This window comes from Pedobacter agri, from assembly GCF_032678665.1.
Taxonomy (GTDB): Bacteria; Bacteroidota; Bacteroidia; order Sphingobacteriales; family Sphingobacteriaceae; genus Pedobacter; species Pedobacter agri_A.
Map to the genome: position 1 here is coordinate 75,029 of NZ_JAVTSH010000013.1, position 17,729 is coordinate 92,757.

A 17,729-nucleotide genomic window follows, 5' to 3' on the forward strand; every position below is an offset into this window, starting at 1 on the left:
CGGGGCACTATATTGATCTTACTAAACACCGAATTTTCAATTATTACCTTTGTGCAAACCCTTAACCAATTCTTTCCGACCTTGAACAACTAATCGAAATGCAACAAAAAACGTACCTGTAATGGTTAAAATTAGCGCAAGATAGGATATTTTGTCAATATTGAGGAAAATTAAACAAAGGTTAACCCCCAACTGAATCAAACAATAATAAACTGTAACCTGTAGGTGCGAAATATTTCGCTCATTTGCTAAAAACTGGTAGAAATGAGTACGATGTGCCTCAAAAATATTTTCCTTCCTTAAAATTCTGAAAAACATAGTACTCACTACATCTAATCCGTACACCAGAAGTAATAAAATATAATTTAGGTTATTGCTAAATATGATGAGTTTTAAGATAAAAAACAAAATGATAAATGCAATGCTTACACTGCCCACATCACCTGCAAAACACCTTGCCAAACTTCTGAAGTTAAAAAAGTTGAATACTAAAACCGCAGCGATGGCAGCTATGATAATCATGTTATCTATAAAATGGAAATGACTTATATTGATGTACAGGAGTGACAGCAAAGTTAACAAACTATAACCACCGGTTATCCCGTTAATTCCGTCCATAAAATTGATGGCATTGATCCCTCCTATTACAAACAGAAGCGCAAGGCCTACAATATACCATGGAAAAACATACAGGTTTAACTGATAAAAAAGTAGTGCTACCGCTAATAAATGGATGGAAAATCGCACCCTAAAATCCTGATTTTTCAAATCATCGAGAAAGCTGATGGCGCTGATGAAAAGCAAGCCCGTGATAAACCAGGCATACTGATAGCCAGAAAATGCAAATTCGAGCAGAAGTGCAATCGGGAATATAATTCCGCCACCCCTAATCGTATGTTCCGCATGAGAGCTTCTCTCATTTGGTGCATCAATGATATTATATCGATCTGCTGTTTGGAGATAGAGGTACATAATTCCGAAAAGCAAGATGGTAAAAAAAACAATGGAGATATAAATCATACAATCAGATTATCAACTACAGACTTTGGGTTCCAGCCAATTTGATGTCTGGCTCTTTGATCGGAAAAAGTCAAGGTTTTAGTCATTTTACTTAGCTTTTTACTAGTGATGGGGAAATTACCTCCAAAAAGATCACCAAATAGAGCAAATGTTTTAACAAAACCATAAGGCAAACTTAGCGAACTTCTTTTATTAATTTGCTTTTCTATAGCCAATGTTAAAGCTTTGAAACTTGGGTGCTCACCATCGGTAAGGTTGTAAATGCCACCAACGAGATAAACTTGCTCAATAAAATTTCCCACATCATCTACCATAACCATACTCCTTTGAGCTTCACCATTACCAATGTTAAAGTAATACCCTTTTTTTATGGCCTTGATCATGCTGTGAAGATTTCCGGGTGGGTTTTGACCAGCTAATAAGGGCAGGCGTAAGATGGTGCAGATGACCTTGTTCTCCTTGCACCACGCCCTAATTAATTCCTCGGCAGCGATTTTGCTTTTACCGTAAGGGTCTTGCGCCAATAAAGGGAAATCTTCATTGATAAGAAGACCCTCTTCTAAACCGTAAACGGAAACAGAGCTGATAAACACAAAATATTTTGGCAAGCCACATTTTTCGAGCCCGGCGAGTAAATTCATTGTACCAGTTACATTTACCTGGTTAAATACAGCTTTTTCTGCTTCAGTTTCAGGCACTACATGTGCCTTTCCTGCTGCATGAATAACCAGCTCGCAAACTGGAAGTACGGGAATTTCCATTGCAAGGTCGGCAACAACATCACCGGCTGATCTGCCTAACTTTATTAGTTCGTATTCGGCAAAATAATTGGAAATCGCTTTTCCCAGGAAACCAAAAGCACCTGTTAAGATTATCTTCATTTTAGAAACTGCGTTAATCTTTTAATAATTCTTTTGGGCATTAACAAATAGGGTGCCTTTAAATGATTTTGTTTCCAGGCAGCGAGTATCTCCAAATTTCCATTGATGATATTTTTCATACTCACATTGGTTGCACCACCCAGGCGCATACGTACAAACAAACGGTTGATGTATTTGCTTTTGAATTGATGCAGTTTGAACAAACGCAACATAAATTCATAATCTGCAGCCAAACGCATGTTTAAATCAAAAAGACCAACCTTTTGGTAAACCGCTTTTTTAATAAACAATGAAGGATGTGGTGGTACATGACCATCTTCAAAAAAATCAGGATAGTAGCTTTCTGAAGTCCATTTACGAACCACCTGATTTAAATCGTCACTTTTCACGTAAACCAAATCACCGTAAACGAGTGCTAAATCACGATCACTTGAAAAGGCTTCCATTACCGTAGAAACAACCTGGTTATTTTCATAGACATCATCTGAATTTAAAATGCCGATCACATCACCTGTGCACAATTTAATTCCTTTATTCATGGCATCATAAATCCCAGCATCCTGTTCCGAAACCACCTGATGAATGGCAGAACCATATTCTTTTATGATATCCATTGTTCCATCGGTAGATGCACCATCTATTATAATATACTCGATGTTCGGGTAAAGTTGCCCTAAAACAGATTCAATTGCGCTTTTTACCGTATTTCGATTATTAAATACTACTGTGATAATGGAAATTTTCATGGTACTAATGCTTGATATACCTGCAACGTTTCCTGATAACATTGTTCCCAGGAAAATTTTTTGGATTGCTCCAATCCCTTTACCTGCAGTAATGCTTCATTTCCGGAAATGCTGTAAATCGCTTGCCTGAAAGCATCAATATCCAACTCATTTACTAATAACCCAGCATCGCCAGCAACCTCTGGTATCGATGATCGATTTAATGCCACAAAGGGTGTTCCGGTTTTCATCACTTCAAGCAAAGGTATTCCAAATCCCTCGTAAGCGGAAGGATAAATTAAAGCAAAAGCCTGGTTATAGAGCAGGTTTAATTCTTGATTTTCGATATTGGTAAAGACTTTCCATCGGCCATTGAGCTTGTGGTTAAGAAACTGTCCTTCTGATTTTGATAAAGCACCCCCCACGATGTAAAAATCGAATTCTGGCAATGTTTGTAGTAGTTGAACGGCAAAATTAAAATTTTTATAATAAGCCCTTGAGCCTATAAACAGAAGATATGGTCGTTGCGCAAAAGATTGCGCTGCAACCGGGAAAAACGCGTCAGAAACGCCGTTGTAAATTACAGTAATACGCTCTTTTTTTATGGAAGGATGGAATTTTAACAGATCTTTCCTGGTATTTTCAGACACTACAATGATTTGATCGGCAGCCTCAATTGCTTTGTTTTTTTGTAATAAATGTAAATATCTCCTTAATCCACCATAAAACCGTTCATGCACAAAATCATGAATCGTGACTACAGATTTTGCCTGGGGGTGGTTGGTGGAGCGGTTGTAGCTGGAGTGAAAAATAAAAGGCTCATGATGATTTTTGGGAAAAAGCTTTTTAAATCGCTCCACTAAAACAAGCTTCTTACGCTGTACAATCAATTTTTCTGATGGAATATTCAACTCCAGCCTCGAAATATTTTGATTGGTATATTCCGTAAAACTAATATCGAAATTATCTCTTAAAAATCGGGAGATCAGTGATGTCCAGTAAGAAGAGATTCCTCCGGCATTTTGCAGACTGTAAATAATATTATCATAATGGATTTTCATTCCGCCTTCCCTTCATTAAAACTTTCTACCACACGGCTTCTCAACAAATATAAGGTATAAAAATAGATCAGGTTTTTCCCGAGGCCAATTTTAAAAATTTTGTGCTGAATCATTTTGCTAACCAGCGCTAAAAACCCACGCCGATAACTCTCCAAAAAATCATTAATCATATGATACTGCTGTTGATTAAGTGCTTTTTTGTATCGACAAAAGAAAGAATTTACTAAATTATAGTTGTCTGTCAATGGTTTGAGCATTGCATCGCTTTGCTTAAAATATCGGTTAAACCGACTGGCAAAAGTCATTTTGTTTACGTTGCCACTGACGTTGTTTTGATGCTGCCGATATAATATCAGGTTTTCATTAAGCAAAATATTTTTGCCAAAGGCGGAAATGACCAGAGCTATATAATAATCGTGGTTTACAGATGATACCGGAATGTGCTTCACTTGTTGCACAGCAGCCGGGTTGAGCATTATGGTGCAGCCCCAGGCGTAATTCTCATTGATTAGCAAAGGCAAATTTAAAGTTGCAGGCAAAGGCAAATTTATTTTGATGGGTTGATCATTGGCATCAATGAAGCTTAAATTAGAATATAAAAGCAACGGCATTTTAGCGCCGAATATTTTTTCCTTTTCCACCATCACCTCATAAGACCGTTCCAGCTTTTTTTCCAGCCATATGTCGTCTTGATCGGCAAACAAAACATAATCTTTATTATTTTCAAAAGCCCAATCAAAAAGCTGTGAAAAATTGCGACAAGCCGAACCGTGGATGTTGCCGTAGTGAATTAACGTGATGCGAGCATCTCGGCTACAAAAATCCTGAATCATTTTAAGTGTCCCATCAGTTGATCCATCATCTCTGATGATCAATTCCCAATATGGATAGCTCTGCCCGATTATGCTATTTATTTGTCTTTCCAAATACGCTGCACCATTATATGTTGCCATTAAAATGGTTAAAACTACTTGCTCCTGCATATTACTTTATGGCGATGCGATTAATGATAAAAAAGAAGGCGACAAAAAACATGTGGAAGAAATTGGTAAAGGCACACATGAAAATACAAAAGATAAACAGCGACCACTCCACAATGTAATATTCACCATTTTTTGCCAGGTAATTTTTGAAAGAATTCATCGCAAACAAACCGTACATAAAATTCAATCCAATAACCCCAATCCACCTAAAATCTAAAAATGGGTCTACAAGATAGGTGCCAAGTTTTGTGTAAGAGCTGTACAAAGGAGGATAAATCGCATTTTTATCAACCGGTATAATCGTTAACACTGGTCTTGCACTATATAATCCATACGATACATAATTGTCTCGCAAAGCATCACTCACAATACCATTACCTGATGTTAGGTTAACGGCGCCATATAGCGAAAGGTAGGTTTCGATGATATTGGTTGGTTTGGTGATATCACCGTAATCTCTTAAAAAGTCATTAACCGACATGGAGTTAGATTCTTCAGATGAGCCTCCCCTTAATTGACCTAGAACAATAAAAATAACCGTACACACAACGCCAATGGAAAAAAACTTAAGCAATGGAATGGTTTTATAATAGCTATAGGCAATAAGCATAGAAAAGAAAAACAATACAATGATTTGTCTGCTAAAAAAATTTAGGATGATAAAGCCACAAACCGCAGTGAGTAACAAGAATTGCCAGAACCGAAGCGTTTTTCTTTTAAACAGAATGTAAAACATGGCCGGCAAAACCGAATTGACAATGATAAAATTGTGTAGGGGCGTTACTTCATTTTCGTTAAGTTCTTGATAAACTTCGGCATTGGCCAGGTTAAAAACAGGAAGATAGCCAAGTTGCCCAACCTCTAAAATAAAAACGCCGATTCCGGCAACAAAAACCAGAAGTAAAAAAGCCAAACTCAACCGTTGGCTCAACGGTGGGATGTAACTTTTAAAACTGAAGGTAAATGTTTTCATCGCCACCAAGCCTCCTGCAATGAAGAAAGCAATACTCAGCACCATGATCAGGATGTAATGATAATCGTAATCAATTTGCCTGTCAGAAATGATTAAAAATGAAAACCCTGCAATATAAATGAATAAACTATAGAGCGTAAATGGATTGATAATCTGGTTGAAGCGAATGATTGAAAAAACTGTGATGGTTTCAGCCAGTAGCAGAAATCCTGTAAAAGGCAAAATCTCATCCATTGTACTTCCCCAGGAAAGGTATCGGTAAACCAGGAAGGCATCTAAAAAGAGCAATGCGCCAACTATCAGTATGAGAACATAAGGTTTATTAATCATTTACCGAACACTTTTATATAAGCGGGTACCCAGCCTAAATATACCCTTGCCCAATAATGGCGAAGCTTTAACCGGATTTTTTACAAATTTACTTAAAATATAACTTAACCCGGTAAATGCATTAAGTGATCTGATTTGATGAAGCGCCAAAAGATTCAGGTTTAACGCTTTCAAATCTACGGGCTGATCAGCCACATCCGATTGATTAAGTGCCAGATCCATGTATTGACGAACCACCACCTCGCCCTCAAACATTTTTTGATGATTAGCCATTGCACTGGTTTGGTGCACGCGGATCAAAACGAAAGATCGTTCATCTTTATCATATAAAAAATTGGGGCTTAACATGGCAACATTAAACCACAATAACCAATCTTCGTTATTTTGCAGTTCCGGATTAAACATTCCAGCCCGAACAAGCAATGCTCTTTTAACAATAGGACTGCTAATAGTTAGGATATTATTTTGGATTAAGCGCTGCCATAATTGATGACCATTTAAGCTTTCCTCTGCCAAAAAATTGTTGGGATATTTTTCTACATACTGTACCGAAGGAAAAGTGCCACTAAAAAATATCGATTTTGAAAAAACAAGATCTGCTTCCATTTTTTCTGCGATATGCATTTGAACAGCCAGTTTATCCTCACTTAACAGATCATCTGCATCTAAAAATTGAACATATTCTCCGCTGGCTAATTCGATTCCTGTGTTCTTTGCTGCTGAAGTACCCCCATTTTTAACATGATGATATTTAAACTGATATTGAGGGTTTTCCTTAATGAATTGATTAACCACTTCTGCAGTATTATCCGTTGAGCCATCATCAACAATAATACATTCCCAATTTCGGTACGTTTGCTTGATCACACTTTGCAAAGTTTCATTAATCAGATGCCCGTAATTAAAAGATGGTATAATGATGCTTACCAATCCGCTCATATCATTTCTTCAATTTTCTGCTTCATGATTATCCAGCGGTTTTTCCATTGATGATTTGCAATTACCGCCTGATAGTTTTTTTCAATGAGAGGTTGATATTGCTCATAGTTTTCTAAAATTTCAAGAATTTGTGTAGCAGCCCTTGGCATATCAATAGCAACAATTGGATTATAGCCAAATAATTCTTCCATATCTGTAGGCAATAAGCCTACAATTAAACATTTAGAAGCCATAGCTTGAAGGTATCTTAAAGTCATGGAAGAAATGTATTCAGAGCGTTCAGGATTGGTAATGTTGGATGGCACACAAATTACAATTTTTGAAGAAGCCAGCGCCTGGGTAAAAGCAGGCTTGTCTGCAAACAGAAAATATTTATCCGGTGTACGAAAAATATGATTTTTACCTTGATCTGCCAATGCACCCTTTATCAGTTCATGATATTCATCATACATCCTGCCGAACTCGAGCACATCAATATTTCTGTCGTGGTAAGCATTAAATTTATAATCATCGATTTGAAGCGCCTCTGGGATCCATAGCGCTTTACATTTAATGTGTTTGTATTGTTCAGTAAATATTTCGTAAACCTGTTTGGAGGAAAAAAAAATACATTTAATATTAAAAAAATCGAGCAAAGGAAATATCCAGCGATGAAACCTCGGCCAAACATCATACATGTATATAAAATTTAACCTTGAGGTAAAGGCATGGGGAATAAGAAACCTAAAGTCACCACTAATCATCGAAACGAAATTAACCCCACCAAGATTTTTAAGCTTTGGCCTTAACTTAAATAACGCAGGAATGCCAGTTAGTTTCCGAACCAGGAAAGATTTAAAACGCGAATGTTTAATGAATACGCGTTGGGTTTCAAAACCACCGCTGTTATCTTCTATTGTAGCGTAAAGTTCATCAATACAATCAAGAAAATATTCTTCATCTTTAGATTGCAGTAAGCGAAGTTTTACTCCCATAGATTACAAATGTGCACAATTTTATAAAATTTAACCAACCTTTATATCGTAGCCAAAATTATTTATGTGAGGAAGCCAAAAATTTAAGTTGTATTTCCACCAGGCATGGCATCCAAATGGCAACTGCTCATTATTCAATTGATATAAAATTTCTGGATTTACTTCAAAACTAAACTTTAAGGCTTCTGTGGGTCTAGGAACTTTAAAGTCTGGAAAATTATCGGGAATAACTTCTGCCCAAAACAAATCTTCATTAATAATTGGTTGATATGGGTAGCCAGAATAAGTGAAGATTACCTGATGTTTAATGTATCGATAGAAATTAATGTAAAATGGTCGGTTGGCATCTTCAAAAGTTCGGGTATACTTCAATTTTTTAAATTTATTCACAATATCATAGCATTTAGGAACATTCCTTAAGCAAAACCCGCCGTTGCCCTGACTTACCATTACACTTTGAGCACTTGCATCGGTATGCCCCTCAAAAAGAGGCGCACCTATGGTATCGTATCCCTGCCTACACCAATAAAGCAGTTCATCTTTAAATACAAAAGCATCTAACTGATGGATGAGCATAAAATCGTAATGAATAAAGCTTTGGTAAAAACCAGTATACTTCATCAACCTGTTATACGCCATAATATCAGTAAAAAACTGATCATCAAAAGTTTTATACTTTGCTTGTCCACTAATAACATATGGATGCTTTGATATGAAGTTTTCTAAACCTTTAGGTAGCACGAAATAAATGGGGTGACTTCCAAGAATGCGAAAGCATTGATCCATTGCAACTTGCTCAAAAGAGCTGATTACATCGGAATATATCGGAATGACTATACAAACTTTCATACTATACTTTTTGCAGGAACTTTAACGGACCAAATCCACTTAATGCCTCAATAATTGTTTTATTTCTCCATACGAATAATTGCATTAAGGCATAAACCACACCAGAAATCACCACAGTTAGAAGGATAACAAGCACCGGAATTTCAACCAATTTTAACACCAGGAATTTAACTATAAAAAATAGCAGGGAGCTTAGCACTGCCTGTACCAGTTGAAGTACGGGAAATGTTAATTTGAACAACTTAAAAGAGAAATAAAATAAGACCAACGTAACACTTGCTTCAGTAGCTAATGAACTGATTGCAGCACCATTTTGTTTTAAAGTAGGGATAAGCATAAAGTTTAAGCCCAAACTTACTACCACACCAAAAAGTGAAGCATATAATATTTTCCTTTCCTGATGCAGCGGAAGTAAAATCTGATGGGCGAACACCTGTGCCATACCTACAAAACAAACAATAAAACACAGAATCTGCAGTGAGGTAACCGCAGGCAAATATTTCGCTCCGGCGAAAAGGGTAATGATTTCTGTGGACAGGCACAATGTACCAATGGCGATAGGAATGCTTAGAAAAACAACAAAACTCATTGATTTAAGCAATAGCGATTTTGCCTCATCCCAGTTTTTATCCCTGAAAGCAACAGTTAATCTTGGCAATAAAACGGCAGATAATACACCGATTACGGCAAGTGAAATTTTACTAATCCGCATGGATGCAGCATAATAACCCACATGTACATCATTTGTTAAAAAACCTAAAATAATGGTATCAAAAACCAAATAAATGGTAGTAATAATACTATTAGAAAAGATGATGAAAAGTGGCTTGAGGTGTTTTCTAAGTGATAAATTATTAAATGAAATGCCAATTAGCTTGCTAACGGCATACATATTGGCCAAGGCAGCGATAATGGTTGCAATAAGATTTAAAGCATAGTATACGTTTTTATCGGCTGGAGAATGAACCAGAAAAAACAGCAGGGCAATGGTAAAAAGCCTGATCAACACCGTTCTTAGGGCGATATATTTAAACTTTCCTATACCTTGAAAAAACCATTCAACAATAAATACATTCCCTAACAAAATGCCCATCCCAATTTGGTATAACCCAAAATTGTTGAGTAGTCTGGCACTGGAAAAACTAATTACCAGCAAAATGCCTACAGATAAAATTGAAGTGATGAGGTGTATTAAAATCAGTTCGGAAAAAACCTTACCCAAGGCAATATGGTCATCTTTTACTTTTGCAATTTCCCGAACACCGTATAGCGGGATTCCCAATGCAGAAAAAATCAGAAAATAGGTGATGAAATTATCGGCAAAACTAACCGTTCCCATACCTTCAGGCCCCAAAACCCGCGAAGCGTAGGGAAAGGTAACAAGTGGAAATAATATTTGAGAAACAGACAGTAATGTATTAAAAGCAATATTTTTCCTGAGTGTGGACATGCTTTATCTAATCATGGATAAAAAGCCTCTTCTCACCAGCAAAAAAATTGACATTAAAAAGCCTGCCAGAAAAAATCCTGCAACCATCCCCTGCGTTTTAGTAGTGACTACTTTGTTCAAAGGCAAAATAGGCGAATCGATCATCTGGATAAGTGGCATCTCTTTTCGCTGCGAAACTTTTGACATTTCCAGATTTTTAACCAGCTCTGTAAGAATAGCTGTATTCGCCTGTGCGTCCACTTGTCGTCTTTGCGATGGTACTTTTAGTATTTGACGGGCAGGGTTAGCATTTGGATTGGCGTCAGTTAGTTTGGCCATGCCAGCAAGTGCACCATTTAATTCTCTTTTAACAGAATCGGTTTGATGTTGCAAAATTTCTACATTTTGAACCGACTTTTTTGTTTTGGTAAGCAAATAAAACTCATTTACTTTCTTAACCATCTCATCATTGAATGCTTTAGAGAATGCTTCATCTTTTGAGGTTACCTGAACTTTTAAAATGCTAAGTTTTTTATCGGGTTTAGTTACAACCAGGTTGCTTCTGCTAATTTCTTTCACCACTTCACCGAGTACACTATCCTGAGCACGAATTAAGCGATCATCCTTATATACTTTGAAGTCGATATTTTTTAAAATAGGGTGCGTTGCCCATTTGTCTCTTAATCCATTAAAATCAACGTAACGGTCAATAAGCAGTTGTTTTTTATGATTAATAGCAACCTCCGTTAATAAAGTTTGCTGAATCATCGTTCGAGATTTATAAAGTTCGATTAAATTATCGCCTTGAAATACGCCGCCATTACCTCCGCCTCCAATATCAATACCTACCATTGATGCTAATCCAGCCATCTGGCCTAAGCCACTTCCACTATTTGCATCCTCTAATGCGAAGGTACTCACCGCAACATATTTAGGCTTTTTATAGGATGCATATAAGTAGCCTAAAGCTACACCCAATACGCAACCGATCAGGATGATTAACCATTTAGACTTTAGGTAAGATAACCATTCAGTAACTTTAATGGCTAATTCCTTTAATGTAATTTCTCTGCTAATTGTATCAGACATAACTTACCGTAACAAAGTAACAATAATAGCCGCCAGTGAAGCGACAGCTGTTGATATCCCAATAAATGCAGTAGCATTCAATTTTTCACGTTCTGCCCGTTTAGGAACAAATATTTCCGATCCTGGCTTTACCTGAGGAAAATTATTAAAGAATAAAAATTTTCGGTTTGCGGCTACTGATCCATTAGAATAAACTATAAATGCACCTTTCTTATAAGCGTTATAACTAAATCCACCCGAACCACTAATATAGGCAACGAAACTTTTGCCTTTGGTGTAAACGATGCTATTTGGTTTTAGAACTTCTCCGGTTACCCGAATGGTTTGAAGCTCTTTTGGCACCCTGATCACGTCCTCATTTTCTACAATTAAATCATACCTGGATTGTGGCTTAGCTAAAATTTTCTTAAGATCAATACCCACCAGGTCGCTTCTTAATATTTGAAGGTCTTTGTCGAGACTTGTCGTATCACGGGCACCCGATTGTTTTAAACGTTGAAGATTTAGAAGCTTTTCACGATCTTCCCTTAATGTTTCCAGACTGTCCAACCTTAAATCTCGTCCATTTCTGCGTAAAGAGGCACCATCAGGATAAGCCAACGGGCTTAACCCTCCAGCTCTTTTAATGATATCAGAAATACGTTCGTCCTTTTTGGTGATCGTATATACTCCCGGGTATAAAACTTCACCTTCAATTCTAATCTGGCGCTGAACGTGATAACTTTCTGATCCCCGGATGGAAACGATATCAAAAGGCTTTAAGGTGAAGCCACCTTGTTGTATTTTAAGATCCGGATCTACATTCACCGTAAAAACTTCGGCTGTTTGTGCAGATGCTGAGGTAGCATCACTGTTTTTTATTCTCCTCGAAATTTCGATGCGGTTGGGTGTTGCGCCTTCTTTAAAGCCTCCAGAAAGTTGGATCAATGATTCTAAACTCATCCCATCAGCATACTCAAAAGTGCCTGGCTGTCTTACTTCTCCCTGAATGGTTACCCTAAACTCTTCCCGCAGTTCAAATATGGATTTGATTACCACCCGATCTTCACGTTGCAACTTAATATCAGCTTCAGTACCTGCCAAAATTTTGCCCAAATCAAATGAAAGTAAGGCAAGGCTGTTATCCGCATTTAAACGCGTAATATACCCTCGATTTAAAAAAGCATCTTCCTTTATACCATCGGCCTTTAAAATTAAGCTTTTTAGCGTAAGCTGCTCGTTAAGTTCATATTGCCCCGGACGAAAAACTGCGCCAGAAATTTCTACACGATTAGCAAAACGGTCAAGAATTTTCTCTACTACAAAGCTGTCGCCATTTTTAGGTTGGTAGGTTGAAAATTCAGCATTGGGAATATCAGTGATTTTACGCTCACGGCTCGTGTTTTGTAATACTTTGATTTGCGCTGAATAGGCATCACTTGAAAACCCACCGGCAAACCGCAATGCATCAGCAAGGGTTTCCGAATCTTTAATTTCAAAAAAAGCAGGCCGTTTTACTTCTCCGGATAATTCAATTCTGGTTTTATACACAGGAATATTTACTACGTCCTGGTCTTGAAGTCTGATGTTGCCTTTTTGAATACCATTTAAAAGAAAATCATACACATCTACTGTGTTGACCACTTTATTTCCGCGGATTATTTGAATGTTGCGGTAAGTACCATTGGTATTTGGCCCACCTGCCGTACTCAATACATTAAATAAAGAAGAAAGTGAAGATACCGTATATGAACCCGGTTTTACCGCTTCGCCAACAACTGTAACTGTAATACTTCTGATGTTACCAAGCGTAACAGAAACTGAAGTTCTTCCTGATCTTAAAGCCGGATATGTGGAAGATAGCGATGATTTAATTTTCGAAGTTGCTTGATCAATGCTTAAACCCGCTACAGAAATTAGACCAACATATTGTATCCTGATAGTGCCATCAGGACTAACTTTCGACTTGTAGCTTACTTCATTGTCGCCAGTAATATCGATTAATAATTCATCATCTGGGCCCACGATATAACTTTTAGGAGTAGCCATTCTTAAATTTGGCTCAAAAGTTTGAGTACTTAACCCAAAAAGTTCTTCTCCAAACACCTTTAGCTTACTTGGGGTAATGGTGTTGGCCAATGCCTTAGTAGATAGTACGGAGTTAATCCTTTTTAATGAATCAATTTTACTCTGTGAATTATTTACCCTTGAGCGGTTAATATCAGTAAACGGCTTCGTTAAGGTTGGTTCAGATCCGGAATTGTTATTCTCTATGCCATCCTGTTTCCTGATTTTCTCGACCCTAACCCTCAGTTTTTCAATTTCAGACTGCTTCATCCCCTGTGCCAGTGCCAATTGTTCCAACTGTGCATCGTTATAACCAATCGATTCAGCCCGTTGCATCAATTCCCTTATTTTTGCATCGCTCAATTCATCAACCTTTACATCGGCATAATTGGTTTGAGCGTGTAGAGAAGCAGCGGTGATGATTAAAATGAAAAAAAACAGCGTTATCTTAAGTAGATTTTTAAACTTCATGTGTAGGTAGTTTATGAAAATTGCGCCAATTGGCAGATCAAAGCGACAAATCATTCATTATTTTGCTCGTATAAACTGCTAAAATACGAAATTATTTCATTGGACAGGTGAACAGCTTAGATTAGCATTTAAGATTTAATAATCTGTTGCTAAACAAAACATGGGAATCGACTTAAACAAATAGTTCTTTATTTTTGAATGGATAAGAACCAATTAGCTCATAAAGTTTGCCGGATTCAACTGCATTTTGTAATGTACTCAGGTGTTTATCATGATGCAAATCTGTTCCAGCTAAATCATACATCTTTTCTTTAAGCAAGTATTCAGCTAGTTGTTTAACTTCCTTTCCATAGTATCCGACGATAGAAAGCAAATTCAGCTGGAACAAGCAACCTTTTTCTTTGAAAAGTTTTAGCCTTGATTGATCTTTAAAATAAAATATGTATCGTTCAGGATGAGCTAAAATTGGTTTATAGCCCTTAATCTCAACGTTAAAAATCTGTTGAACAATATTAGGACTTTCATTTAAATACGACATCTCAATTAAGAGGAATTTATCCTGAAGTGAGCACAGTTTTGAATCCAGATTAAAATCCTGGTCAACCATATATTCTCCTGCCGACTCTAACTTGAAAGATATTGCGGCATCATCAATAGCAGATTGCAGTGATTGTCTTGCATCAGAAATGCTTTCAAAATTGTTAGGATAAAGTTCTTTATAGATATGTGGCGTGGCAATAGAGTGATTGAAGCCCAGCGCTGCTAATGACTTCACAAATCTTAGACTGGTGGCGATATCAGGCGAGCCATCATCAATCCCTGGTAGAATATGCGAATGCATATCAATCCCTAACCAGGAGATATCTGTGATTTTATTACTTTTTTTAAAAAAATTAAACATCAATGTTAGCGGTTAGAAATGTTCGTGATACACATTTAAAATTTGAATAACGCTGAATTACTCAAAATAGTTCAACGTTTTGTAACCACCTTGTTTTAAATACTCATCCTTTTTCATCAGGTTTAAATCAGATAAGACCATGTCTTTAACCAACAATGGCAGATCATATTTAGGTTCCCATCCCAACTGCGTTTTAGATTTAGTAGGATCTCCCAGTAACAAATCAACTTCAGTCGGCCTGAAGTATTTTTCATCAACTCTAACCACGGTTTGGCCTGGTTTAAGGTTTTCCATTTTCAAGTCTAACCGTGAAACAATATCCTGATCAACATCAATGATAACCCCTTTCTCATTTTGATCTTTACCACTAAACTCTATTTCTATGCCTAATTCTGCGAAACTCATTCTAACAAAATCACGTACTGTTGTCGTAATTCCTGTTGCGATGACAAAATCTTCCGGTTTTTCTTGTTGCAAAATCAACCACATTGCCTCGATATAATCTTTTGCATGACCCCAGTCTCGCTGTGCAGAGAGGTTACCTAAATAAAGACAACTTTGTAAGCCCAACGCGATTTTTGTGGCTGCCCGTGTAATTTTTCTGGTGACAAACGTTTCTCCACGTAAAGGACTTTCGTGATTAAAAAGTATACCATTACAGGCAAACATATTGTAGGCCTCGCGGTAGTTTACTGTAATCCAATAGGCATACATTTTAGCTGCAGCATATGGCGAACGGGGGTAGAAAGGTGTAGTTTCACTTTGTGGCACGGCCTGAACCAAACCATATAATTCTGAGGTAGATGCTTGATAAACTTTCGTTTTTTGCGACAAGCCCAATATTCTAACCGCTTCTAAAAGTCTTAATGTACCTATTCCGTCGGCATTTGCAGTATACTCCGGCATTTCGAAACTTACCTGCACATGGCTCATTGCTGCTAGGTTGTAAATTTCATCTGGCTGCACCTCCTGGATAATTCTAATTAAGTTTGTTGAATCTGTTAAATCACCGTAATGCAGCTTAAATTTAACATTGCTTTCATGTTGATCTTGATAAAGATGATCAATCCGATCTGTATTAAATGAGGACGCACGACGCTTTAATCCATGAACAAAATATCCCTTTTTTAATAAAAATTCTGCCAGATATGCACCATCCTGTCCGGTCACACCCGTAATCAAAGCAACTTTCATAAACTATACTAGAATTTGATTTGCAAACATACAGAATAATTTATTTGATAAACAAAAGACTTAAGATTAAACAAACATCTTATGCTGATTAAGGCGCTTTAAATCTTCGCGTTTTTCTTTCGCTTTTACTTGTCTAAGAGATAAGTAAGCGATAAGGTTTGATAATACTACAGCAATTATACTGAGAATTTCAATATGGGTGATCATGACGATAAGGATAAACTAATTGATTAAACAAATAACAATTCATTTTGTTTGGAATAATTCTATTTTTTTATACCCTTTCAGATTTAATGTTTAAAGCATTTAAACTCCATTTACATGCATTTTGTTATCACCAATTCCTCCTATCTTCATCCTTATTTCCAATCCATGTAAGTTAATTATGCTTACAGGCATTTAAAGTCTGGCATCTACCAAATCGCGGCTGATGAACGATTTCGTATCAAAAATAATAGCGCCTTGTTTTCTAAATCTGTGAAAATCGATTGCTAAAAATTTCTGATGAGCAACCGCCAATATCACAGCATGGTAGTGGGAAAATTCTTCTGTTCCAATAAGATCAATACCATAGTCCTGCTTAACCTGATGGCGATCGGCCCAGGGATCATGAACATCTACCTCAATGTTAAAAGCCTTTAGTTCATCAATGATATCTACAACCCTGGTATTTCGGGTATCCGGACAGTTTTCCTTAAAAGCGAAGCCTAAAATCAACACTTTTGCCCCATTTAGAATACTGCTTTTAGCTACGATCATTTTGATGACTTTATTGGCCACAAACATACCCATATTATCATTCACCCGTCTACCTGAAAGGATTACCTCTGGTTTATAACCTAAGGCTTCAGATTTATGCGCCAAATAATAAGGATCAACCCCGATACAATGTCCACCCACTAATCCAGGTTTGTAGTTGAGAAAATTCCATTTGGTTGAGGCGGCAGCCAAAACATCTGAAGTATCGATACCCATTTTGTCGAAAATTAAAGCCAGCTCGTTCACAAAAGAGATATTCACATCTCGTTGGGCATTTTCAATCGCTTTTGAGGCTTCTGCAACCCTAATGCTTGGCGCCAAATGTGTACCTGCGGTAATAATTGAAGCATACAAGCGATCGATTTCCAGTGAGATTTGCGGGTTAGAACCCGATGTCACTTTCTTAATTTTAGTTAGGGTATTGACTTTATCCCCCGGATTAATTCGCTCCGGAGAGTAACCACAGAAAAAATCAACATTAAATTTTAATCCGGAATATTGTTCAAGAACAGGAACGCAATCTTCTTCCGTACAACCAGGATAGACTGTTGACTCATATATTACAACATCGCCTTTTTTCAAAACCTGGCCTAACATTTTACTGGCTGAAAGCAAAGGTTGAAGATCAGGCCGTTTTAAATGATCAATGGGTGTCGGAACCGTTACGATGTAGATTTTCGCATTTTTGATATCACTCAGATCAGCACTTAGTTTTAAGCCAGTATTATTTTTAGCCTGGAGCACGAGTTCAAGGTCATCGATATTGGCCTCATGGGTACCGTCTAGCAAATCGTTTAACGCTTCTACCCGAAGCCGGTTTATATCATAACCGGTTACTTTGTATTTTTTCGCAAATTCTATGGCCAAGGGCAGGCCAACATATCCTAAACCGATAACTGCTATCTCCTTATATTCACTCATGATCATATGCTATGGATGGCAAATATATAGAAATTTAACACGATCAATTAAGAGATAATAGATCTCAGTTCCCGCTGCAGATAGCTGTTACAATGCTTTCGAAATCAGACAAAATAAATCAAAATCCTTTATGACCAGATCTTTAATTTAAATAAGCGACAAACACTTCTATGCTAAAGGAGAT

At 37.1% G+C, this 17,729-nt stretch carries 15 protein-coding genes; all 15 read right to left on the reverse strand.

The window, feature by feature from the left end; translation table 11 throughout:
* Positions 1 to 36 precede the first annotated feature (36 nt).
* The 15 genes from R2Q70_RS21615 to R2Q70_RS21685 all read right to left on the reverse strand — a co-directional run bounded on the left by R2Q70_RS21615 (position 37) and on the right by R2Q70_RS21685 (position 17,545).
* Positions 37 to 1,020: a UDP-GlcNAc--UDP-phosphate GlcNAc-1-phosphate transferase gene (locus R2Q70_RS21615; protein ID WP_316809635.1), complete on the reverse strand. Its 984-nt coding sequence runs from the start codon at positions 1,018 to 1,020 to the stop codon at positions 37 to 39.
* Entirely contained in the window at positions 1,017 to 1,901 is an 885-nt protein-coding gene (locus tag R2Q70_RS21620; RefSeq protein WP_316809636.1) for an NAD-dependent epimerase/dehydratase family protein, read from the reverse strand. Before R2Q70_RS21620 ends, R2Q70_RS21615 begins: the two co-directional genes overlap by 4 nt.
* Positions 1,898 to 2,647, reverse strand: coding sequence for a glycosyltransferase family 2 protein (locus tag R2Q70_RS21625; RefSeq protein WP_316809637.1), 750 nt, complete (start codon positions 2,645 to 2,647; stop codon positions 1,898 to 1,900). Before R2Q70_RS21625 ends, R2Q70_RS21620 begins: the two co-directional genes overlap by 4 nt.
* Complete coding sequence (locus R2Q70_RS21630) at positions 2,644 to 3,687, reverse strand: glycosyltransferase family 1 protein (protein WP_316809638.1); 1,044 nt, start codon at positions 3,685 to 3,687, stop codon at positions 2,644 to 2,646. Before R2Q70_RS21630 ends, R2Q70_RS21625 begins: the two co-directional genes overlap by 4 nt.
* On the reverse strand, positions 3,684 to 4,640 hold the full coding sequence (locus R2Q70_RS21635) for a glycosyltransferase family 2 protein (RefSeq protein ID WP_316809639.1): 957 nt from the start codon (positions 4,638 to 4,640) through the stop codon (positions 3,684 to 3,686). The genes R2Q70_RS21630 and R2Q70_RS21635 overlap by 4 nt, the downstream gene beginning before the upstream one ends.
* Before the next feature lie 31 nt (positions 4,641 to 4,671).
* Positions 4,672 to 5,973, reverse strand: coding sequence for an O-antigen polymerase (locus tag R2Q70_RS21640; RefSeq protein WP_316809640.1), 1,302 nt, complete (start codon positions 5,971 to 5,973; stop codon positions 4,672 to 4,674).
* Complete coding sequence (locus R2Q70_RS21645; RefSeq protein ID WP_316809641.1) at positions 5,974 to 6,912, reverse strand: glycosyltransferase family A protein; 939 nt, start codon at positions 6,910 to 6,912, stop codon at positions 5,974 to 5,976.
* Positions 6,909 to 7,886 (reverse strand): glycosyltransferase, encoded by a 978-nt coding sequence (locus R2Q70_RS21650; RefSeq protein WP_316809642.1) that lies wholly within the window; start codon positions 7,884 to 7,886, stop codon positions 6,909 to 6,911. Before R2Q70_RS21650 ends, R2Q70_RS21645 begins: the two co-directional genes overlap by 4 nt.
* Positions 7,887 to 7,916: 30 nt before the next feature.
* On the reverse strand, positions 7,917 to 8,735 hold the full coding sequence (locus tag R2Q70_RS21655; protein ID WP_316809643.1) for a DUF5672 family protein: 819 nt from the start codon (positions 8,733 to 8,735) through the stop codon (positions 7,917 to 7,919).
* Position 8,736: 1 nt separating this feature from the next.
* Positions 8,737 to 10,185: a flippase gene (locus R2Q70_RS21660; protein WP_316809644.1), complete on the reverse strand. Its 1,449-nt coding sequence runs from the start codon at positions 10,183 to 10,185 to the stop codon at positions 8,737 to 8,739.
* A 3-nt stretch (positions 10,186 to 10,188) separates the two neighbouring features.
* A complete protein-coding gene (locus R2Q70_RS21665) occupies positions 10,189 to 11,253 on the reverse strand; it encodes a lipopolysaccharide biosynthesis protein (protein WP_316809645.1) in 1,065 nt (354 codons plus the stop codon).
* Positions 11,254 to 11,256: 3 nt separating this feature from the next.
* Positions 11,257 to 13,770 carry an SLBB domain-containing protein gene (locus tag R2Q70_RS21670; protein ID WP_316809646.1) on the reverse strand — a complete coding sequence of 838 codons (2,514 nt, stop codon included), beginning with the start codon at positions 13,768 to 13,770 and terminating at the stop codon, positions 11,257 to 11,259.
* 172 nt (positions 13,771 to 13,942) lie between these two features.
* On the reverse strand, positions 13,943 to 14,671 hold the full coding sequence (locus tag R2Q70_RS21675) for a tyrosine-protein phosphatase (protein WP_316809647.1): 729 nt from the start codon (positions 14,669 to 14,671) through the stop codon (positions 13,943 to 13,945).
* A 57-nt stretch (positions 14,672 to 14,728) separates the two neighbouring features.
* The gene (gene gmd / locus R2Q70_RS21680) at positions 14,729 to 15,865 is read right to left on the reverse strand and encodes a GDP-mannose 4,6-dehydratase (RefSeq protein ID WP_316809648.1); all 1,137 of its coding nucleotides are present in this window, start codon (positions 15,863 to 15,865) and stop codon (positions 14,729 to 14,731) included.
* Positions 15,866 to 16,264: 399 nt separating this feature from the next.
* Entirely contained in the window at positions 16,265 to 17,545 is a 1,281-nt protein-coding gene (locus R2Q70_RS21685) for a nucleotide sugar dehydrogenase (RefSeq protein ID WP_316809649.1), read from the reverse strand.
* Between the last annotated feature and the right edge of the window lie 184 nt (positions 17,546 to 17,729).